The 20,783-nt window shown below is 51.9% G+C and carries 18 protein-coding genes, 1 other RNA gene and 1 pseudogene; 13 read left to right on the forward strand and 7 right to left on the reverse strand.

Features of this window, described 5'->3' with window-relative positions:
• The first annotated feature begins 428 nt into the window (after positions 1 to 428).
• From garL to ACLJRU_RS16530, 12 genes are all read left to right on the forward strand, one after another.
• The gene (gene garL / locus ACLJRU_RS16475; RefSeq protein WP_001057715.1) at positions 429 to 1,199 is read left to right on the forward strand and encodes a 2-dehydro-3-deoxyglucarate aldolase; all 771 of its coding nucleotides are present in this window, start codon (positions 429 to 431) and stop codon (positions 1,197 to 1,199) included.
• Positions 1,200 to 1,224: 25 nt separating this feature from the next.
• The gene (gene garR / locus ACLJRU_RS16480; RefSeq protein WP_000178106.1) at positions 1,225 to 2,115 is read left to right on the forward strand and encodes a 2-hydroxy-3-oxopropionate reductase; all 891 of its coding nucleotides are present in this window, start codon (positions 1,225 to 1,227) and stop codon (positions 2,113 to 2,115) included.
• Between the two features lie 97 nt (positions 2,116 to 2,212).
• Complete coding sequence (gene garK / locus ACLJRU_RS16485; protein WP_023235311.1) at positions 2,213 to 3,358, forward strand: glycerate 2-kinase; 1,146 nt, start codon at positions 2,213 to 2,215, stop codon at positions 3,356 to 3,358.
• Positions 3,359 to 3,390: 32 nt separating this feature from the next.
• Positions 3,391 to 3,765: RNase P RNA component class A (gene rnpB, locus ACLJRU_RS16490), an RNA gene on the forward strand.
• Positions 3,766 to 4,476: 711 nt separating this feature from the next.
• Positions 4,477 to 5,415 (forward strand): transcriptional regulator TdcA, encoded by a 939-nt coding sequence (gene tdcA / locus ACLJRU_RS16495; protein ID WP_001094910.1) that lies wholly within the window; start codon positions 4,477 to 4,479, stop codon positions 5,413 to 5,415.
• A 97-nt stretch (positions 5,416 to 5,512) separates the two neighbouring features.
• Positions 5,513 to 6,502, forward strand: a complete 990-nt coding sequence (gene tdcB / locus ACLJRU_RS16500; protein WP_410957182.1) for a bifunctional threonine ammonia-lyase/L-serine ammonia-lyase TdcB — start codon at positions 5,513 to 5,515, stop codon at positions 6,500 to 6,502.
• Positions 6,503 to 6,522: 20 nt separating this feature from the next.
• The gene (gene tdcC / locus ACLJRU_RS16505) at positions 6,523 to 7,854 is read left to right on the forward strand and encodes a threonine/serine transporter TdcC (protein ID WP_000108129.1); all 1,332 of its coding nucleotides are present in this window, start codon (positions 6,523 to 6,525) and stop codon (positions 7,852 to 7,854) included.
• Between the two features lie 66 nt (positions 7,855 to 7,920).
• Positions 7,921 to 9,129, forward strand: coding sequence for a propionate kinase (tdcD, locus tag ACLJRU_RS16510; protein WP_001001855.1), 1,209 nt, complete (start codon positions 7,921 to 7,923; stop codon positions 9,127 to 9,129).
• 33 nt (positions 9,130 to 9,162) lie between these two features.
• Complete coding sequence (gene pflB / locus ACLJRU_RS16515; protein ID WP_023235309.1) at positions 9,163 to 11,457, forward strand: formate C-acetyltransferase; 2,295 nt, start codon at positions 9,163 to 9,165, stop codon at positions 11,455 to 11,457.
• A 69-nt stretch (positions 11,458 to 11,526) separates the two neighbouring features.
• Positions 11,527 to 12,891, forward strand: a complete 1,365-nt coding sequence (gene tdcG, locus ACLJRU_RS16520) for an L-serine ammonia-lyase (protein WP_000622078.1) — start codon at positions 11,527 to 11,529, stop codon at positions 12,889 to 12,891.
• A 314-nt stretch (positions 12,892 to 13,205) separates the two neighbouring features.
• Positions 13,206 to 14,537 carry an amino acid permease gene (locus ACLJRU_RS16525; RefSeq protein WP_023235963.1) on the forward strand — a complete coding sequence of 444 codons (1,332 nt, stop codon included), beginning with the start codon at positions 13,206 to 13,208 and terminating at the stop codon, positions 14,535 to 14,537.
• 25 nt (positions 14,538 to 14,562) lie between these two features.
• Complete coding sequence (locus ACLJRU_RS16530; protein WP_000463087.1) at positions 14,563 to 15,873, forward strand: serine dehydratase subunit alpha family protein; 1,311 nt, start codon at positions 14,563 to 14,565, stop codon at positions 15,871 to 15,873.
• A 112-nt stretch (positions 15,874 to 15,985) separates the two neighbouring features.
• Here ACLJRU_RS16530 and ACLJRU_RS16535 read toward each other — a convergent pair whose 3' ends face one another.
• Together ACLJRU_RS16535 and ACLJRU_RS16540 are read right to left on the reverse strand one after the other, a co-directional pair.
• Complete coding sequence (locus ACLJRU_RS16535) at positions 15,986 to 16,150, reverse strand: hypothetical protein (protein ID WP_000039327.1); 165 nt, start codon at positions 16,148 to 16,150, stop codon at positions 15,986 to 15,988.
• A gap of 23 nt (positions 16,151 to 16,173) precedes the next feature.
• Positions 16,174 to 16,875 carry a pirin family protein gene (locus ACLJRU_RS16540; RefSeq protein ID WP_000633554.1) on the reverse strand — a complete coding sequence of 234 codons (702 nt, stop codon included), beginning with the start codon at positions 16,873 to 16,875 and terminating at the stop codon, positions 16,174 to 16,176.
• A gap of 104 nt (positions 16,876 to 16,979) precedes the next feature.
• Between ACLJRU_RS16540 and yhaJ the strand changes: the two genes are divergently transcribed.
• On the forward strand, positions 16,980 to 17,876 hold the full coding sequence (yhaJ, locus tag ACLJRU_RS16545; RefSeq protein ID WP_001540945.1) for a DNA-binding transcriptional regulator YhaJ: 897 nt from the start codon (positions 16,980 to 16,982) through the stop codon (positions 17,874 to 17,876).
• A gap of 38 nt (positions 17,877 to 17,914) precedes the next feature.
• On the opposite strand, the gene ACLJRU_RS16550 is transcribed toward yhaJ, so the two are convergent.
• The 5 genes and pseudogenes from ACLJRU_RS16550 to ACLJRU_RS16570 form a co-directional block, all read right to left on the reverse strand.
• Positions 17,915 to 18,280, reverse strand: a complete 366-nt coding sequence (locus ACLJRU_RS16550) for a DUF805 domain-containing protein (protein ID WP_000384139.1) — start codon at positions 18,278 to 18,280, stop codon at positions 17,915 to 17,917.
• A 123-nt stretch (positions 18,281 to 18,403) separates the two neighbouring features.
• Positions 18,404 to 19,390, reverse strand: a pseudogene (locus tag ACLJRU_RS16555) (glutathione S-transferase family protein).
• Positions 19,391 to 19,457: 67 nt separating this feature from the next.
• Entirely contained in the window at positions 19,458 to 19,850 is a 393-nt protein-coding gene (locus tag ACLJRU_RS16560) for a DoxX family protein (RefSeq protein ID WP_001592732.1), read from the reverse strand.
• 237 nt (positions 19,851 to 20,087) lie between these two features.
• A complete protein-coding gene (locus ACLJRU_RS16565; protein WP_000095496.1) occupies positions 20,088 to 20,387 on the reverse strand; it encodes a YqjK-like family protein in 300 nt (99 codons plus the stop codon).
• Positions 20,384 to 20,782: a phage holin family protein gene (locus ACLJRU_RS16570; RefSeq protein WP_000785626.1), complete on the reverse strand. Its 399-nt coding sequence runs from the start codon at positions 20,780 to 20,782 to the stop codon at positions 20,384 to 20,386. Before ACLJRU_RS16570 ends, ACLJRU_RS16565 begins: the two co-directional genes overlap by 4 nt.
• Between the last annotated feature and the right edge of the window lies 1 nt (position 20,783).

Here is a 20,783-nt window from a genome sequence, read left to right on the forward strand (position 1 = left end):
GAAATAAGAATGACAGGAGTATAAATATAAGAATGTGATCCAGATCACCGCAAATTATGAAATTTTTTATGCAGCCCGGGTAAAGCGTAAATGTGTGCATTAGCGCCCAGTATCATGGGCGTATGCTCAAAAATAAGCGTTAAATAATCCCTTTTTAATGAGCGTTTGCACAATGATTATCCGCCATAGGCTGTTTATACTGAATGGCGAATTCAGTGTATCTGACGAGTTATTTGAAAATACCATGATAATAATAAAAGACGATAAAGATATCAGAACGGTATATTGTGCTACAGGATGTGTACCACATTAGAAATAGAATGCGGAGACCCATTCTGATTTCAGATAAGCATTTTATTGTCGTTGCTATAAGTTATGGTGGCGGCATCACATGTAGAGAATTAAAGAAATAAGCGAAGGTATAAGCGATGAATAACGCTATTTTCCCGAATAAGTTTAAAGCGGCGCTGGCGGCGCAACAGGTGCAGATTGGCTGCTGGTCTGCACTGGCAAGCCCAATCACCACCGAAGTTCTCGGTCTGGCGGGATTTGACTGGCTGGTGCTGGATGGCGAACATGCGCCGAACGATGTGACCACCTTAATTCCGCAGCTAATGGCATTGAAAGGCAGCGCCAGCGCGCCTGTGGTACGTGTGCCAACCAATGAACCGGTCATTATCAAACGGATGCTGGATATTGGGTTTTATAATTTCCTGATCCCCTTTGTTGAAACGCAAGAGGAAGCGGCTCGCGCCGTCGCCTCGACGCGTTACCCGCCGGAAGGCATTCGCGGCGTCTCCGTTTCTCACCGCGCGAATATGTTCGGTACGGTGCCTGATTACTTTGCGCAGTCGAACAAAAACATCACCATTATTGTTCAAATCGAAAGCCAGTTGGGTGTCGACAATGTTGATGCCATCGCCGCAACGGAAGGCGTTGATGGCATTTTTGTCGGCCCAAGCGATTTGGCCGCTGCGCTGGGTCATCTCGGCAATGCTTCTCACCCTGACGTGCAGCAGACGATTCAACATATTTTCGCCCGCGCTAAAGCGCACGGTAAACCGTGCGGCATTCTGGCGCCGGTAGAGGCGGATGCCCGCCGTTATCTGGAATGGGGCGCGACCTTTGTCGCCGTTGGCAGCGATTTAGGCGCCTTCCGCGCCAGCACGCAGAAGCTTGCCGACACCTTTAAAAAATAATCCTGGTATGGAAAGAGAGAACGCTATGACGATGAAAGTTGGCTTTATTGGCTTAGGCATCATGGGTAAGCCCATGAGCAAAAACTTACTGAAAGCAGGGTATTCGCTGGTGGTGTCCGATCGTAATCCTGAAGCGATTGCTGACGTCATTGCCGCAGGCGCGGAAACGGCCTCTACGGCGAAGGCGATCGCTGAACAGTGTGACGTCATCATCACGATGCTGCCTAACTCTCCGCATGTGAAAGAGGTTGCGCTGGGCGAGAACGGTATCATCGAAGGCGCGAAGCCGGGAACCGTATTGATTGATATGAGTTCTATCGCGCCGCTGGCAAGCCGTGAAATCAGCGATGCGCTGAAGGCGAAGGGCGTTGAGATGTTGGATGCGCCGGTCAGCGGCGGCGAGCCGAAGGCGATTGATGGCACGCTGTCGGTGATGGTGGGGGGCGATAAAGCCATTTTCGACAAGTACTACGACCTGATGAAAGCGATGGCGGGTTCCGTGGTGCATACCGGCGATATCGGCGCAGGCAACGTCACAAAACTGGCTAACCAGGTGATCGTGGCGTTGAATATCGCCGCCATGTCTGAAGCGCTGACGCTGGCGACTAAAGCGGGCGTCAACCCGGATCTGGTCTATCAGGCGATTCGCGGCGGTCTGGCTGGCAGCACGGTACTGGATGCGAAAGCGCCGATGGTCATGGACCGAAACTTTAAACCAGGTTTCCGTATCGATCTGCACATTAAAGATCTGGCGAATGCGCTGGATACCTCCCACGGCGTTGGCGCGCAGCTCCCGCTGACCGCCGCCGTTATGGAAATGATGCAGGCGTTACGCGCGGATGGACACGGTAATGACGACCATAGCGCGCTGGCGTGCTACTACGAAAAACTGGCGAAAGTGGAAGTCACTCGCTAACGACGTTGTGCCCGGATGGCGTGTAGCGATCCGGGCCTGAATTTCAGGCTGGATAAGTGAAACGCCATCCGGCGTTGTGCAGTAACAGGCTACCACTATGAAAATCGTAATTGCCCCCGACTCCTATAAAGAAAGCCTTTCTGCCGCCGAGGTAGCGCAGGCGATAGAAAAAGGATTTCGGGAAATTTTCCCCGATGCGCAATATGTCTCTGTTCCGGTTGCCGATGGCGGCGAAGGAGCGGTCGAAGCCATGATTGCCGCGACGCAGGGCGTTGAACGCGCCGCATGGGTGACCGGGCCGTTGGGTGAAAAAGTGAAAGCCTGCTGGGGAATGTCCGGGGATGGTAAAACCGCGTTTATTGAAATGGCGGCGGCCAGCGGACTGGCGCTGGTTCCACCAGAAAAACGCAACCCTTTGATTACTACCTCGCGGGGAACGGGGGAGCTGATATTGCAGGCGCTGGAAAGCGGCGCAAGCAATATCATTATCGGCATTGGCGGCAGCGCGACAAATGACGGCGGTGCGGGGATGATGCAGGCGTTAGGCGCAAAACTGCGCGATGCAAACGGCGCGGATATCGGTTACGGTGGCGGAAGCCTTCATTGTCTAAGCGACATTGATATTTTAGAGCTCGATCCCCGTTTAAAACTCTGCGCGATTCGTGTCGCTTGCGATGTCTCTAATCCTCTGATCGGCGACAACGGCGCATCACGAATTTTTGGGCCGCAGAAAGGCGCGACCGAAGAGAACATTGTTGAGCTGGACAGAAATCTTGCTCACTATGCCGACATCATAAAAAAATCGCTGAATGTCGACGTAAAGGCGGCGCCCGGCGCAGGCGCGGCAGGCGGTATGGGGGCGGCGTTAATGGCTTTTCTCGGTGCGGAATTACGCAGCGGGATCGAAATTGTCACGGCGGCACTGAACCTGGAGGAGCATATCCACGACTGTACGCTGGTGGTGACGGGAGAAGGGCGGATTGATAGCCAAAGTATTCGCGGTAAAGTGCCGATTGGCGTCGCGAATGTGGCGAAAAAATATCATAAGCCAGTGATTGGCATTGCCGGCAACCTGACGCACGATGTAGGGATAGTGCATCATTATGGCATCGACGCTGTCTTTAGCGTACTCACGCGCATCGTGACGCTGGAGGAGGCTTTTCGGGGCGCTTTTGACAATATTTATCGGGCATCCAGAAATGTTGCTGCCGCTCTGGCGATAGGAATGCGCAGCGCAGGGTGACAAAGTCGCGCGAACCCTCTATACTGCGCGCCGAAGCTGACCAGACAGTCGCCGCTTCGTCGTCGTCCTTTCGGGGAGACGGGCGGAGGGGAGGAAAGTCCGGGCTCCATAGGGCAGGGTGCCAGGTAACGCCTGGGGGGGAAACCCACGACCAGTGCAACAGAGAGCAAACCGCCGATGGCCCACGCAAGTGGGATCAGGTAAGGGTGAAAGGGTGCGGTAAGAGCGCACCGCGCGGCTGGTAACAGTCCGTGGCACGGTAAACTCCACCCGGAGCAAGGCCAAATAGGGGTTCATAAGGTACGGCCCGTACTGAACCCGGGTAGGCTGCTTGAGCCAGTGAGCGATTGCTGGCCTAGATGAATGACTGTCCACGACAGAACCCGGCTTATCGGTCAGCTTCACTTCTTCATAAAACCCGCTTCGGCGGGTTTTTGCTTATCAGGCCGGTGAAGGGTATAGAGGTTGCAGAAGACGCCAGCGTCACCATCCGGCAATTAATTGACAGCCGTGGTGACATAATATTATTCGTTTTTGTGATGAGAAACACAAAACGCTATGGATTGCGCTATTTTTAGTTGAAGTGAAAAGCAATCGATTTCTTTCACAAAATTACATCCTGAAAAACAGCAAGAAAGCGGTGTAAATTATTTGTTGTAAATGAAAATTAAATGTATGAAATATTTTGGTTAAAATTTTATTAAATGTTTCTTTACAAACAAATAAGGTAAAAAAATGTGATGCGTAACGGTTTTTAAGCGCATTTACCTTCGGTTTATACTTAAATTTGAGAAATTATGCTTTAAATTTAACGCTGGAATTGCCGATAAAATGTCCCGTAATTGATTGAAATATCGTCTTCATGGGATATCAAAAATAGGAGATAAAATAGGCTGGTTATCGCCATAATATATCGTTATCCCGCCCCTGTTTTTTGATTGAAATCAGGCTAAGTTACTGCTTTATTTTTGTAACATATTGAAATATCAGGTTTTCTTTATTTAATAAAAACCATGTAAAAATTGTGGTAAGTTAATTTGTGAGTGGTCGCACATAACCTTTAAGATTTAATTTGCTACACTTCCTGCCGTTCACAATGTTATTTCAGAGCGGTAGATATGAATACTCTTGTTCTCCCTAAAACACAGCATTTGGTGGTCTTTCAGGAAGTCATTAGAAGTGGTTCTATCGGTTCTGCCGCAAAATCGTTAGGGTTAACCCAACCCGCCGTCAGTAAAATCATTAGCGATGTTGAGGCCTATTTTGGCGTTGAGCTAATTGTACGTAAAAATACCGGCGTTACGTTGACCGAAGCGGGACAGGTACTGCTTTCCTGGTCTGAATCTATCACCCGCGAAATGAAAAACATGATCAACGAGATGAACAGTATGACGTGCAATACCGTTGTCGACGTCTCGTTTGGCTTTCCTTCGCTGATTGGCTTTACCTTCATGTCCGATATGATTCATAAGTTCAAAGAGGTCTTTCCAAAAGCGCAGGTATCCATGTACGAAGCCCAGCTCTCTTCATTTCTGCCGGCCCTGCGCGACGGGCGGCTGGACTTTGCTATCGGTACGCTCAGTAATGAAATGCAGCTACAGGATCTGCATGTCGAGCCGCTGTTTGAATCAGAGTTTGTCTTGGTAGCCAGCAAGTCCCGAACATGCACCGGCACCATCACACTGGAATCGTTAAAAGACGAACAGTGGGTGTTGCCGCAAACGAATATGGGCTACTACAGCGAATTACTCACCACTCTACAACGAAATGGCATCAGCATCGAAAACATTGTTAAAACAGATTCCGTCGTCACAATATATAATCTTGTTCTCAATGCTGATTTCTTAACTGTTATTCCCTGCGATATGACCACGCCTTTTGGCTCTAATCAATTTATCACGATACCCATACAAGACACGTTACCCGTCGCACGTTATGCGGCGGTATGGTCTAAAAATTATCGTATCAAAAAAGCCGCTTCAGTATTAGTAGAATTGGCTAAACAATATTCATCATATAATGGATGCAGACGCAGGCAGTTAATAGAAATTGAATGATATGGAATAAACATATTTAGCGAAATTGACGTCACCTGTTTCTTTTGAACAGTGGGCAACGGTAACTTATTTTTAATACCCAGGTTAAGAGGTTATAATGCACATTACATACGATCTCCCGGTTGCAATTGAAGATATCCTCGAAGCGAAAAAAAGACTGGCGGGGAAGATATATAAAACGGGAATGCCTCGCTCTAACTATTTTAGTGAACGTTGCAAAGGCGAAATATTTCTCAAGTTTGAAAATATGCAGCGTACGGGTTCATTTAAAATTCGTGGCGCTTTTAACAAACTTAGCTCGTTAACGGAGGCGGAAAAACGTAAAGGCGTCGTGGCCTGTTCCGCAGGTAATCATGCACAGGGCGTTTCTCTTTCTTGCGCAATGCTGGGTATTGACGGCAAAGTCGTGATGCCGAAGGGCGCGCCAAAGTCAAAAGTGGTGGCCACCTGTGATTATTCGGCGGAAGTGGTGCTCCACGGTGACAACTTCAATGACACCATCGCTAAGGTGAGTGAAATTGTCGAAACCGAAGGCCGCATTTTTATTCCGCCTTACGACGATCCAAAAGTCATTGCCGGACAGGGCACTATTGGTCTGGAAATTATGGAAGATCTGTACGATGTCGATAATGTCATCGTGCCTATTGGCGGCGGCGGTTTAATTGCAGGTATTGCCATTGCGATTAAATCGATTAACCCGACCATTAAAGTTATCGGCGTACAGGCCGAAAATGTTCACGGTATGGCGGCGTCTTATTATGCTGGCGAAATAACCACGCACCGAACGACCAGCACCCTGGCGGATGGTTGTGATGTCTCCCGCCCGGGTAATTTAACCTATGAAATCGTTCGTGAATTAGTCGATGACATTGTCCTGGTTAGCGAAGATGAAATTCGTAACAGCATGATCGCTTTAATTCAGCGCAATAAGGTTATTACTGAAGGCGCTGGAGCTCTGGCTTGCGCCGCACTATTAAGTGGGAAATTAGATAGCCATATTCAGAACAGAAAAACGGTCAGTATTATTTCTGGCGGCAATATCGATCTTTCTCGGGTATCACAAATTACGGGTTTAGTTGACGCTTAATCTTTTCGTGAGGATAGGATATGAGTACTACTGATAGCATTGTATCCAGCCAGGCAAAACAGTCGTCATGGCGTAAATCGGACACGACGTGGACGCTGGGTTTATTTGGTACCGCCATTGGCGCCGGGGTGCTGTTTTTCCCTATCCGCGCCGGGTTTGGCGGGCTTATCCCCATTCTGCTGATGCTGGTTTTAGCTTACCCCATTGCGTTCTATTGTCACCGGGCGCTGGCGCGTCTGTGTTTATCCGGATCTAATCCGTCCGGCAATATTACGGAAACGGTCGAAGAGCACTTTGGTAAAACGGGCGGGGTAGTTATCACGTTCCTTTACTTCTTTGCGATTTGTCCGCTGCTGTGGATTTATGGCGTCACCATCACTAACACGTTCATGACATTTTGGGAAAACCAGTTGCAGATGCCAGCGTTGAATCGCGGTTTCGTGGCGCTGTTCTTGCTGCTGCTGATGGCCTTTGTGATCTGGTTTGGTAAAGATCTGATGGTTAAGGTGATGAGTTACCTGGTATGGCCGTTTATCGCCAGCCTGGTGCTAATCTCATTATCGCTGATTCCTTACTGGAACTCGGCGGTTATCGATCAGGTTGATCTCAGTAATATCGCGCTGACCGGGCACGATGGCATACTGGTTACGGTGTGGCTGGGCATCTCTATCATGGTGTTCTCCTTTAACTTTTCGCCCATCGTCTCTTCCTTCGTGGTGTCTAAGCGGGAAGAGTATGAGAAAGAGTTTGGCCGCGAATTTACCGAGCGTAAATGTTCACAGATCATCTCGCGCGCCAGTATGCTGATGGTCGCCGTGGTGATGTTCTTCGCCTTTAGCTGCCTGTTTACGCTCTCTCCGCAGAACATGGCGGATGCGAAAGCGCAGAACATTCCGGTACTTTCCTACCTGGCCAACCATTTCGCCTCTTTGTCGGGGACAAAATCCACTTTTGCAACGGTGCTGGAGTATGGCGCGTCTATCATCGCGCTGGTTGCTATTTTCAAATCTTTCTTCGGTCACTACCTGGGGACGCTGGAAGGGCTGAACGGCCTGGTGCTGAAATTCGGTTATAAAGGCGATAAAACCAAAGTCTCTATGGGCAAGCTTAACACCATCAGCATGATCTTCATTATGGGGTCTACCTGGGTCGTAGCTTACGCAAACCCGAACATTCTGGACCTGATTGAAGCGATGGGCGCGCCGATTATCGCCTCGCTGTTATGTCTGCTGCCGATGTACGCCATTCGTAAAGCGCCGTCGCTGGCGAAGTACCGTGGTCGTCTGGATAACGTGTTCGTCACCCTGATTGGTCTGCTGACCATCCTGAATATTGTCTACAAATTGTTCTAATCCTCACGTTTAGCCTGCGTTCCGCCCCAGGGCGCGGACGCAGGCTGACATCGACGGAGGCACTACATGAATGAATTTCCGGTCGTTCTGGTCATTAATTGCGGATCATCTTCTATCAAATTCTCTGTACTGGATGTCGCTACCTGTGATGTTTTAATGGCGGGAATAGCAGATGGAATGAATACTGAAAACGCCTTTTTATCTATTAATGGCGATAAGCCGATAAACCTCGCGCACTCTAATTATGAGGACGCGTTAAAAGCCATTGCCTTTGAGCTGGAAAAACGTGATTTAACGGATAGCGTGGCATTAATTGGTCACCGTATCGCGCACGGTGGAGAGCTATTTACGCAGTCCGTCATTATTACCGATGAGATTATCGATAATATTCGTCGGGTATCACCTTTAGCGCCGCTGCATAATTACGCTAATTTAAGCGGCATTGACGCGGCGCGGCACCTTTTCCCGGCCGTGCGTCAGGTGGCGGTATTTGATACCAGTTTCCACCAGACGCTGGCGCCGGAAGCCTATTTGTACGGATTGCCGTGGGAATATTTTTCCAGCCTGGGTGTGCGTCGCTACGGCTTTCACGGTACGTCGCATCGCTATGTTTCGCGGCGCGCGTATGAACTGCTTGACCTCGATGAAAAAAACTCGGGTCTGATTGTCGCGCATCTGGGCAATGGGGCGTCTATCTGCGCGGTACGCAATGGTCAGAGCGTGGATACCTCAATGGGGATGACGCCGCTTGAGGGGCTGATGATGGGCACTCGCAGTGGCGACGTTGATTTCGGCGCGATGGCGTGGATAGCTAAAGAAACCGGGCAGACGTTGAGCGATCTGGAGCGAGTGGTGAATAAAGAGTCCGGTTTGCTCGGCATCTCCGGGTTGTCATCCGACCTTAGAGTCCTGGAAAAAGCCTGGCACGAAGGACATGAGCGCGCCCGGTTAGCGATAAAAACGTTTGTCCACCGTATCGCCCGTCACATTGCCGGACACGCGGCATCGTTACATCGGCTGGATGGCATTATTTTTACCGGCGGTATTGGTGAAAATTCAGTATTAATTCGCCAGTTGGTCATTGAACATCTGGGCGTGCTGGGGCTTACGTTAGACGTTGAAATGAATAAGCAGCCGAATTCTCACGGCGAGCGCATTATTTCCGCTAACCCTTCTCAGGTTATTTGCGCTGTTATTCCCACGAATGAAGAGAAAATGATTGCCCTTGATGCCATTCATTTAGGCAACGTGAAAGCACCAGTGGAATTTGCATAACTTAACGGCTGTTCTGTAGAGAGATTATTTTTCATGAAGGTAAATATCGATACCAGCGATATGCTGTATGCCGAAGCATGGCGTGATTTTAAAGGTACGGACTGGAAAGAAGAAATTAATGTCCGTGATTTTATTCAGCATAACTATACGCCCTATGAGGGGGATGAATCTTTTCTCGCCGACGCGACGCCAGCGACCACGGCGTTGTGGGAAAAGGTGATGGCGGGAATACGTATCGAGAACGCGACCCATGCGCCGGTGGATTTCGATACCAACATCGCGACGACGATTACCGCGCACGATGCGGGGTATATTGAAAAAGATCTGGAAAAAATCGTCGGTTTACAAACGGATAAGCCGCTTAAACGCGCTTTGCATCCGTTTGGCGGCGTTAACATGATCAAAAGTTCATTCCACGCTTATGGCCGCGAAATGGACGCCGATTTTGAATATACCTTTACCGACCTGCGGAAAACCCATAATCAGGGCGTATTCGATGTTTACTCGCCGGATATGCTGCGCTGCCGTAAATCCGGCGTATTAACCGGTTTGCCGGATGGTTATGGTCGCGGGCGCATTATTGGCGATTATCGTCGCGTCGCGCTGTATGGCATCCGTTATCTGGTACGCGAACGCGAGCTGCAATTCGCCGACCTGCAGTCGAATCTGGAGCAGGGACAGAATCTTGAGGCGACGATTCGCCTGCGTGAGGAGTTGGCGGAGCACCGTCGCGCGCTGCTGCAAATGCAGGAGATGGCGGCGAAATACGGCTATGATATCTCCCGCCCGGCGCGGAACGCGCAGGAAGCGGTACAGTGGCTCTACTTCGCCTACCTGGCAGCGGTAAAATCGCAAAATGGCGGTGCAATGTCGCTGGGAAGAACCGCGTCGTTCCTTGATATCTACATTGAGCGCGATTTCAACGCGGGCCTTCTGACAGAGCAGCAGGCGCAGGAGCTGATCGACCATTTCATCATGAAGATCCGCATGGTGCGCTTCCTGCGCACGCCGGAATTTGATTCGCTCTTTTCCGGCGATCCGATCTGGGCCACCGAAGTTATTGGAGGGATGGGGCTCGATGGCCGCACTCTGGTGACGAAAAACTCCTTCCGTTATCTGCATACCCTGCACACGATGGGACCAGCGCCGGAGCCGAACCTGACCATACTGTGGTCAGAAGCGTTGCCGGTGGCATTCAAGAAATATGCTGCGCAGGTCTCCATCGTGACCTCATCTTTGCAGTATGAAAACGACGATTTAATGCGTACCGACTTTAACAGCGACGATTACGCCATCGCTTGTTGCGTCAGCCCGATGGTCATCGGTAAGCAGATGCAGTTCTTCGGCGCGCGCGCCAACCTTGCCAAAACGTTGCTGTACGCTATCAATGGCGGCGTTGATGAGAAACTGAAAATCCAGGTTGGGCCGAAAACCGCGCCATTAATGGATGAGGTGCTGGATTACGACGCGGTAATGGAGAGCCTCGACCACTTTATGGACTGGCTGGCGGTGCAGTACATTAGCGCGCTGAACATCATTCACTACATGCACGATAAGTACAGCTATGAAGCTTCGCTGATGGCGCTGCACGACCGTGATGTGTATCGGACGATGGCGTGCGGCATCGCCGGACTGTCGGTGGCGGCGGATTCCCTGTCCGCCATCAGGTACGCTCAGGTGAAGCCGATCCGCGACGAAAACAGCCTTGCCATCGACTTTGCTATTGAAGGCGAGTATCCGCAGTACGGCAACAACGATGAGCGCGTGGACAGCATCGCCTGCGACCTGGTGAAACGCTTTATGCAAAAAATTAGCGTGTTGCCGACGTATCGCAATGCGGTGCCGACGCAGTCCATTTTGACCATCACCTCGAACGTCGTGTACGGGCAGAAGACCGGCAATACGCCGGATGGACGCCGCGCCGGAACGCCGTTCGCGCCGGGGGCGAACCCGATGCATGGTCGTGACCGCAAAGGGGCGGTGGCCTCGCTGACGTCGGTGGCGAAACTGCCGTTTACCTACGCCAAAGACGGTATTTCGTACACCTTCTCGATTGTGCCTGCGGCGCTCGGGAAAGAAGATGCGGTGCGGAAAACCAATCTTGTCGGCCTGCTGGACGGTTATTTCCATCATGAAGCACAGGTAGAAGGCGGGCAGCATCTGAACGTCAATGTCATGAACCGTGAAATGTTGCTGGATGCGATTGAACATCCGGAAAACTACCCGAACCTGACGATCCGCGTTTCCGGCTATGCCGTGCGCTTCAATGCGCTGACTCGTGAGCAGCAACAGGACGTTATTTCGCGCACCTTTACTCAGGCGATGTAACGTGAACGGGGCGATCGTGTGGATCGCCCCGCGACGGATCTTCACTGAACGGTAATCTTAGGGGGAGATATGATTAGCGCATTTGATATTTTTAAGATTGGCATTGGACCTTCAAGCTCCCATACCGTAGGGCCAATGAATGCAGGAAAATGTTTTATCGATCGGCTGATCGACAGCGGCGACCTGCCGCGAACGACGCGCATCACGGTTGATCTTTACGGATCGCTATCGCTGACGGGCAAAGGCCACGCGACCGATACCGCCGTCATTATGGGCCTGGCGGGCAATACGCCGCAGGATGTCAATATTGATAGCATTCCGGCGTTTATCCAGGAGGTTGCCCGCATCAGCCGTTTATCGGTGGCGGGTGGCGCGCATGTGGTGGATTTTCCCGTCGCCGACAGTATTTTCTTTCACGCTGAAACCCTGGCGCGCCATGAAAACGGTATGCGTATTACCGCCTGGCACGGACAAACGCCGCTTTTACACAAAACGTATTACTCTATTGGCGGCGGCTTTATTGTCGAAGAGGAACGCTTTGGCCAGTCGCACGACGTAGAAAAATCGGTGCCGTATGATTTTCATTCCGCCAGCGAACTGTTGACGCTGTGTGAAAGGCAGGGGCTCTCGGTTTCCGGCCTGATGATGCAAAATGAACTGGCGTTGCGGAGCAAAGAGCAGATTGACGCTGGCTTTGCCCGCATCTGGCAGGTGATGGCGACCGGAATTGAACGTGGCATGAATACTGAGGGCGTGCTGCCGGGGCCGCTGAACGTTCCACGCCGCGCGGTAGCGTTACGGCGTCTGCTGGTCTCCAGCGATAATCTCTCCCGCGATCCGATGAACGTCATCGACTGGATTAACATGTTCGCCCTGGCCGTGAGCGAAGAGAACGCGGCGGGCGGGCGAGTGGTCACCGCGCCGACCAACGGCGCGTGCGGCATTATTCCCGCGGTGCTGGCCTATTACGACAAATTCCGTCGTCCGGTCAATGCCAACTCTATCGCCCGCTATCTGCTGTCGGCGGGGGCGATTGGCATGCTGTACAAGATGAACGCCTCGATATCCGGCGCGGAAGTGGGGTGTCAGGGCGAGGTTGGCGTCGCGTGTTCGATGGCGGCGGCGGGGCTGACAGAACTGCTGGGCGGCAGCCCGGCGCAGGTCTGTATTGCGGCGGAAATTGCGATGGAGCATAACCTTGGCCTCACCTGTGACCCGGTGGCGGGTCAGGTACAAATCCCTTGTATTGAACGTAATGCGATTAACGCCGTTAAAGCGGTGAATGCGGCGCGAATGGCGCTACGCCGTACCTCTGAGCCGCGGGTTTCGCTCGATAAAGTGATCGAAACCATGTACGAAACGGGTAAAGACATGAACGACAAATATCGCGAGACGTCGCGCGGCGGTCTGGCGATTAAAGTCGTTTGTGGATAGGCCCGACAGGCGCAGAGTGAGCAGGCTATGGGATAACGCAGAAGACAGAAGCTGAGAAAAGGGCGCACCAAAGTGCGCCATTTTTTGTTGTGATACGCGTCAAATAGAGAAAATAACAATATTAAATAAATAGTAAATAGAAAATAATTCTTAACCCACAAGAAATGCAGGCGTTTTATTGGTAAGTTTTTCTCTTATCGTGCGCGTATGATTTTCTTATTACAAGAAAGTACCTGCACCTCACGTTCTGCATATCGCCTTGCTGCGGCACGAAAAATAAAAAAACCTCTACCTACACATTGAGCGAGAATTCTATGGAATCGGCTAGTAATACCAGCGTAATCCTCGACGCATCAGCCCCGGCGCGTCGGGCAGGGATGACAGAAAGCGAATGGCGTGAAGCCATCAAATTTGATAGTACCGACACCGGTTGGGTTATTATGAGTATCGGGATGGCGATCGGCGCAGGGATCGTTTTTCTTCCTGTCCAGGTTGGCCTGATGGGACTTTGGGTCTTTTTACTCTCTTCTATTATTGGCTATCCGGCCATGTACCTGTTCCAGCGGCTGTTTATTAATACGCTGGCGGAATCCCCGGAATGTAAAGACTACCCCAGCGTGATCAGCGGCTATCTGGGCAAAAACTGGGGTATTTTATTAGGCGCGCTGTACTTTGTGATGCTCGTCATCTGGATGTTCGTCTATTCTACGGCGATTACTAACGACAGCGCCTCTTATCTGCATACTTTCGGCGTAACGGAAGGATTGCTTTCCGATAGTCCATTTTATGGTCTGGTGCTGATCTGCATCCTGGTAGCGATTTCCTCACGCGGTGAAAAATTACTGTCCAAAATCTCCACCGGCATGGTGCTGACCAAGCTACTGGTAGTGGCGGCGCTGGGCGTCTCTATGGTGGGTATGTGGCATCTGTATAACATTGGCGCGCTGCCGCCGATGGCCCTGCTGATTAAAAACGCCATTATTACCCTGCCATTTACGCTGACCTCGATTTTATTTATCCAGACGTTAAGCCCAATGGTGATCTCTTACCGTTCACGCGAAAAATCTATTGAGGTCGCACGCCATAAAGCGCTGCGTGCCATGAATATCGCGTTTGGCATCCTGTTCGTTACCGTATTTTTCTATGCGGTTTCCTTCACCCTGGCGATGGGGCATGACGAAGCGGTGAAAGCCTACGAGCAGAATATTTCCGCCCTGGCGATCGCCGCGCAATTTATTAGCGGCGATGGCGCTGGCTGGGTCAAAGTGGTTAGCGTAATTCTGAACATCTTTGCCGTCATGACCGCCTTCTTTGGCGTTTATTTAGGATTCCGCGAAGCGACGCAAGGCATTGTGATGAATATCCTGCGCCGCAAAATGCCCGCCGAGAAGATTAAGGAAAATCTGGTACAGCGCGGCATTATGATTTTCGCTATTTTGCTGGCCTGGAGCGCCATTGTGCTCAATGCGCCGGTACTGAGCTTCACCTCTATTTGTAGCCCTATCTTCGGTATGGTGGGCTGTTTAATTCCGGCATGGTTGGTCTACAAGGTTCCCGCATTGCACAAATATAAAGGCGCTTCGTTGTACCTGATTATTATTACCGGTCTGCTGCTATGCGTTTCTCCGTTCCTGGCATTCTCTTGATATACCTGAGATTAAGGTTGTTGTTATGTTTGAATCTAAAATAAATCCATTGTGGCAAAGTTTTATCCTGGCCGTACAGGAAGAAGTAAAACCGGCGCTGGGGTGTACTGAGCCAATTTCACTGGCGCTGGCGGCAGCGGCGGCGGCGGCTGAACTTGACGGCACAGTTGAACGCATTGACGCGTGGGTTTCGCCTAATCTGATGAAAAATGGTATGGGCGTTACCGTTCCAGGAACGGGAATGGTAGGGCTACCGATCGCCGCGGCGCTTGGCGTGTTGGGCGGTGATGCGAAAGCCGGGTTGGAGGTGTTAAAAGACGCTTCCGCTAAAGCCGTTGCCGATGCAAAAGCGATGCTGGCCGCCGGACATGTCGCAGTGATGTTGCAGGAGCCATGTAACGATATCCTGTTTTCACGGGCGAAAGTGTATAGCGGCGATAGCTGGGCATGTGTCACGATCGTCGGCGATCATACAAACATTGTGCGGATAGAAACCGACAAGGGCGTGGTATTTACCCAGGCCGATAATGCGCAGGAAGAAGAAAAAACCTCGCCACTGGGAGTGCTGTCTCATACCTCGCTGGAAGAGATCCTGGCGTTTGTGAATGCGGTGCCCTTTGACGCTATCCGCTTTATTCTCGATGCGGCGAGGCTAAACGGCGCGTTGTCGCAGGAGGGACTGCGTGGTTCCTGGGGGCTGCATATTGGTTCGACGCTGGCCAAACAGTGCGATCGCGGTCTGCTGGCGAAAGATCTCTCCACGGCGATTTTGATCCGTACCAGCGCGGCGTCAGACGCCAGAATGGGCGGCGCCACGTTGCCCGCGATGAGCAACTCCGGCTCCGGCAACCAGGGGATTACCGCCACGGTGCCAGTCATGGTGGTTGCTGAACATGTCGGCGCCGATGACGAACGCCTGGCGCGCGCGCTCATGTTATCGCATTTGAGCGCTATCTATATTCACCATCAGCTTCCGCGTTTGTCGGCGCTGTGCGCGGCAACTACGGCGGCGATGGGCGCGGCAGCGGGTATGGCGTGGCTGATAGATGGTCGTTACGACACTATCGCAATGGCTATCAGCAGTATGATTGGTGATGTCAGCGGGATGATTTGCGATGGCGCGTCGAATAGCTGCGCGATGAAAGTCTCTACCAGCGCGTCGGCGGCGTGGAAAGCCGTACTGATGGCGTTGGATGATACGGCGGTGACCGGAAACGAAGGGATTGTGGCGCACAATGTCGAACAATCTATTGCGAATTTGTGTTCGCTGGCGTGTCGCTCAATGCAGCAGACCGACAAGCAGATCATCGAGATTATGGCCAGTAAAGCGCATTAATAATCACGCCCCGGCATGACGTCGGGGCAGCGTGTTGCCCGATGGCGCTGCGCTTATCGGGTCTACCTGTTATCAGCCGGAGCGGGCGCTTGCGTCGCCATCCGGCATGATTTCAGGCTGCGGCCTCTTCTTCTGCCAGCCGGGCTTCGGCGTCCGCCACGATGGCTTCCAGTTCGGTTAGCATCTCTTCATAGCCCAGCGGCACAGTGGCGCTCATCGTCTCCTGTACGGCAGGTTTTACCACGGGCTGACGTTTCTTCGCCGATTTTTTGCTCATCTTGCGACTCCTTTTCTGGCTGGCTACACCGGTAAATCTACCAGTAATGCGCGCAGCGGCGTATCGGCAACCAGCGTAATGTTAGGTTCATCACGAATAAATGCGCCATCTCCGCAGGTTAACGCCTCGCGTTCTTCGTTGTGCGTCATCGCGTGGAACGTACCGTGAATCGATTGCAAATAGGCGCGCGGCCCGTGAAGCTGGAAATTAAGCGATTCGCCTTTCTCCAGCGTAATATGATGTACCCAGACCTGTTGGCGCAGTTGTAAGCTGTTTTGCTCACCGTCGGGCGAGGCAAGAAGCTGTTGTTGCGCCGCCAGGAGTGGGATTTTTTGTACCAGCGTGTTTTCCCGTTCAGGACAGGCGTCAAGCCACAGTTGCATTCGGGTTAACGGCTTAACTTTGCTGAGATTATGTTCGCTGTAGCTAATGCCCGGCTGCGCGGCGAGCAGTAACGCTTCGCCCGCTTTAGCCTGTACATGGTTGCCGTCGCTGTCGCGGTATTCCGCTTCGCCGTCCAGAATCAGGTTTAAAATATCCACCTTTGGATAAGTTCGAGGCTGAAAAGAGGCGCCCGGCGCCAGCACTTCCTGGTTCAGTACGCGCAACGACGCGTAGCCCAGCAGTGTAGGGTCGAAATAGTGTCCAAAGGAGAAGGTATAGCGGGCCTGTAGCCATCCGTAGTCTGCTTGTCCACATTGTTTGGCGGTTCGGGTCGTAATCATCGTTATTAACCTCTCTTTACTTCCTTTTATGTTAAGGGGCTGGACGCTGCATTGTTAGCCAGATATTCTGCCCGGTATGTTCAAATTTCCTGAATGAGAACGTTATGGCTAAAGAGAGAGCGCTGACGCTTGAAGCATTGCGTGTGATGGACGCCATTGACCGCCGGGGCAGTTTTGCCGCAGCGGCTGATGAGTTGGGGCGGGTGCCCTCCGCGCTGAGTTACACCATGCAGAAGCTGGAAGAAGAGTTGGACGTTGTACTGTTCGATCGCTCCGGCCATCGTACAAAATTCACCAACGTCGGACGTATGCTGCTGGAACGCGGGCGGGTATTGCTGGAAGCGGCAGACAAGTTAACGACGGATGCTGAAGCGTTGGCCCGCGGTTGGGAAACTCATCTGACGCTGGTCACTGAAGCTCTGGTACCGACGCCTGCTTTTTTTCCGCTGATCGACCGGCTGGCCGCTAAAGCCAATACGCAGCTTTCATTGATTACCGAAGTACTGGCTGGCGCATGGGAGCGGCTTGAGCAGGGACGGGCGGATATCGTCATCGCTCCGGATATGCATTTTCGATCGTCGTCGGAAATTAACTCCCGTAAGTTGTATACGCTTATGAATGTGTATGTCGCCGCGCCTGACCATCCTATTCATCAGGAGCCGGAGCCGCTTTCGGAAGTGACGCGGGTTAAATACCGCGGCGTAGCGGTAGCGGATACCGCGCGCGAGCGGCCGGTATTAACGGTGCAACTGCTGGATAAGCAGCCACGTCTGACGGTAAGCACGATTGAAGATAAACGTCAGGAGCTGCTGGCCGGGCTTGGCGTCGCGACCATGCCATATTCGATGGTGGAACAGGATATTGCCGAAGGGCGGCTACGCGTGGTCAGCCCGGAATCGACCAGCGAAATCGATATTATTATGGCCTGGCGGCGCGACAGTATGGGGGAGGCAAAAGCCTGGTGCCTGCGGGAAATACCTAAGCTATTCGCCGGAAAATAAATAGCGCGCGGCGCTTTAAAAGCGGCGCCGCGCCGCCATCAGGAAAAGCGTTTCGGATCGGGGCCGAAGCGGTTGTCGCCCGGCGTACCATTCTGGCAGTTGAACGCGATGATGATAAGCCAGCCGATAATGGGGATAAGTAGCAACAGTAGCCACCATGCGGAGCGGTCAGTGTCATGCAGACGACGGAACTGCACGGCCCACCACGGTAAAAAGATCAGAACGCCGTAAATGGTGGTCAGAACGCCTTCACCCCCGGCGCGTTGCCAGCCAAGCATGGCGTCCAGCAGGCCCAACACAAAGGTAAAGATGATATTGACCAGAATAAACATCCAGTACTCTTTGCGTCGCGCGCGGCCGCCAAATCCCAGATAATTTTTTAAAACCTTTAAATACCAATCCATTTTCGCCTCAATAATGGTTCAATCACTTGTTTTTAAAGTAATCAAACTAAGAATAGCCGCGAATGAAATGTTGGTAAATATTTGTGGTATTTATTAATAAGGCGTCCCGGAGGACGCCTGAAATTAGCCAAAGCGCACGTCGCGCCCGTGAGGTTCGAGCAGATCCTGCCACGGTCCGACAGAAATGATACCCGTGGGGTTAATCGTTTTATGGCTACGGAAATAGTGGTGACGAATATGGTCCATATTAACAGTTTCAGCAATGCCCGGTATTTGATAGATATCGCGCAGGAAACCGTACAGATTCAGGTAGTCGCTGATTCGGTATTTGTCGCATTTGAAATGAGTCACGTAAACCGGATCAAAGCGTACCAGGGTCGTCCATAAGCGGATATCCGCCTCGGTCAACTGGTCGCCCGTCAGATAGCGGTGCTGTCCGAGAATCTGTTCCAGGCGCGCCAGCGCAGTAAATACCTTGTCTACCGCTTCATCATACGCTTGCTGGCTGGTGGCGAAGCCTGCTTTATAAACGCCGTTATTAACGTTGTCATAAATCCAGCCGTTTAACTCGTCAATTTTGCTTTGCAGCGCGGGGGGATAGTAATCCCCGGCTTTAGCGCCCAGCCCATTGAAGGCGGAGTTAAACATACGAATGATTTCGGCGGACTCGTTGCTGACGATAGTATGATTTTTTTTATCCCATAAGACCGGTACGGTGACGCGGCCGCTGTAGTGTGGATCGGCGTGCAGATACAACTGGTAGAGAAATTCATGCTGATAGAGGGTATCGCCGGTGGCCGCCGGAAAAGTATCATCAAACGTCCAGCCGTTTTCCAGCATCAATGGATTCACGACGGAAACCGGAATAAACGGCTCCAGACCTTTCAGTTTACGGAAAATGAGCGTGCGATGCGCTCAGGGGCAGGCAAGGGAAACGTACAGATGGTAACGATCTTTTTCTGCGGCGAATCCGCCTTCGCCGGAAGGTCCGGGCGTGCCGTCAGCGGTAAGCCAGTTGCGGAAAGCCGACGCTGAACGCTGAAATTTCCCCCCGGAAGATTTGGTGTCATACCAGGTGTCGTGCCAGACGCCATCGAGCAGTTGTCCCATGTCTCTCTCCTTCAGATGACAAAAGCGAGGCGCTATTCCCTCGCTTTTTTAATTGAGTATAGATTGCTTACCACTTTTTATTCAGCAGACGGTCAAGGCTGAACGCGCCAGGCCCGGTTAACGCCAGTAATAAGAATCCGCCGGCAATGGTCAGGTTTTTCATAAACATCAGCGAGTTTACACCTTCTGCAAAATTGCTATGGAAGATCAATGCCGTCAGCAACGTAAAACCAGCGGTGAAAAGCGCAGTGGTGCGGGTGAGGAACCCCAGCAGAATCGCCAGACCGCCGCCGAACTCAAGCAGTATGGTGAGCGGCAGCAGGAATCCTGGTACGCCCATCGCTTCCATATACTGCTGTGTGCCCGCATAGCCGCTAATTTTTCCCCATCCTGCGGTAATAAACAGAACTGGCATTAAAATACGCGCTATCAGTACACCAACATCTTCTAATTTTTTCATCTTATTCTCCAGGGGGCCGATTCGGCGGCTGCTGCTATTTTCATGAGCAATGACGCGGTTTGGCGCATCATTGTTATCGCTGGAGAGAATCATAAACGTGGCGTGCAGGAATTGTTAGCAAGGAAAATTGCCAAATTTTTTCAAAAAATTTGAGTGATTGCTAAAGAGACGATATGCATAAAAGTATCGCGCCACCAGGTGATAACCTGATGGCGCGATGCTATAAAAGAAAAGATATTAACCGCGGAGCTGTTGTTGACGGAGGGTAGTTTTTACCAGGCGCCAGGCGCTCCAGATACCCAGGCCGCGTTTCGCCCAGCGTACCAACATATTAGGATGACGGATGGTCCAGATGGCCATTACGCTGCTACCGACCAGCGCCCAGGAGCGCAGGCTTAACACCGTATTCCAGCCGCGATCGTACGCGCCGGTGGTCTCCAGCCAGTCGCGACGGCTGGCGGACAGATCCAGCCGTTGCTGCTGGATCTGACTGAGAAGCAGCGCTTTACGTTTTTCGCGTTCGCCTTTGCTGCTCACGACTGATCGTCCTCCAGAATTTGCCGATCGTTAGCCAGTTCGTGCCGCGTATGGCGCAATAGCGTGGACTGACGCGCTTTGCGCAAAGTCCAGATGCCGCCGATTAGCGCAAGCACTAACAGCACAACTGTGGTAGCGATCATCGCGTTCAAACGGTACTGAGGATCGATAGCCCAGATGACCAGAACCATCAGGCTCATTAAGCCAAACGCCGCGAAGAGCATGGTAAGACCTACCATCAGCAAAAGCTGAAAGAGGTTCGCTTTCTCTTCTTCCAGTTCTACTACCGCCAGTCGCAGCCGGGTTTCCACCATCTCAACGATAATGGTGACAATCCGCTGCCCGATACCCAGTACGCTTTTGCCTGGTCCTTGTGCCTGTCGAGAGTCCGCCATA

Source organism: Salmonella sp. SAL00653 (genome assembly GCF_046552515.1).
Taxonomy (GTDB): Bacteria; Pseudomonadota; Gammaproteobacteria; order Enterobacterales; family Enterobacteriaceae; genus Salmonella; species Salmonella enterica.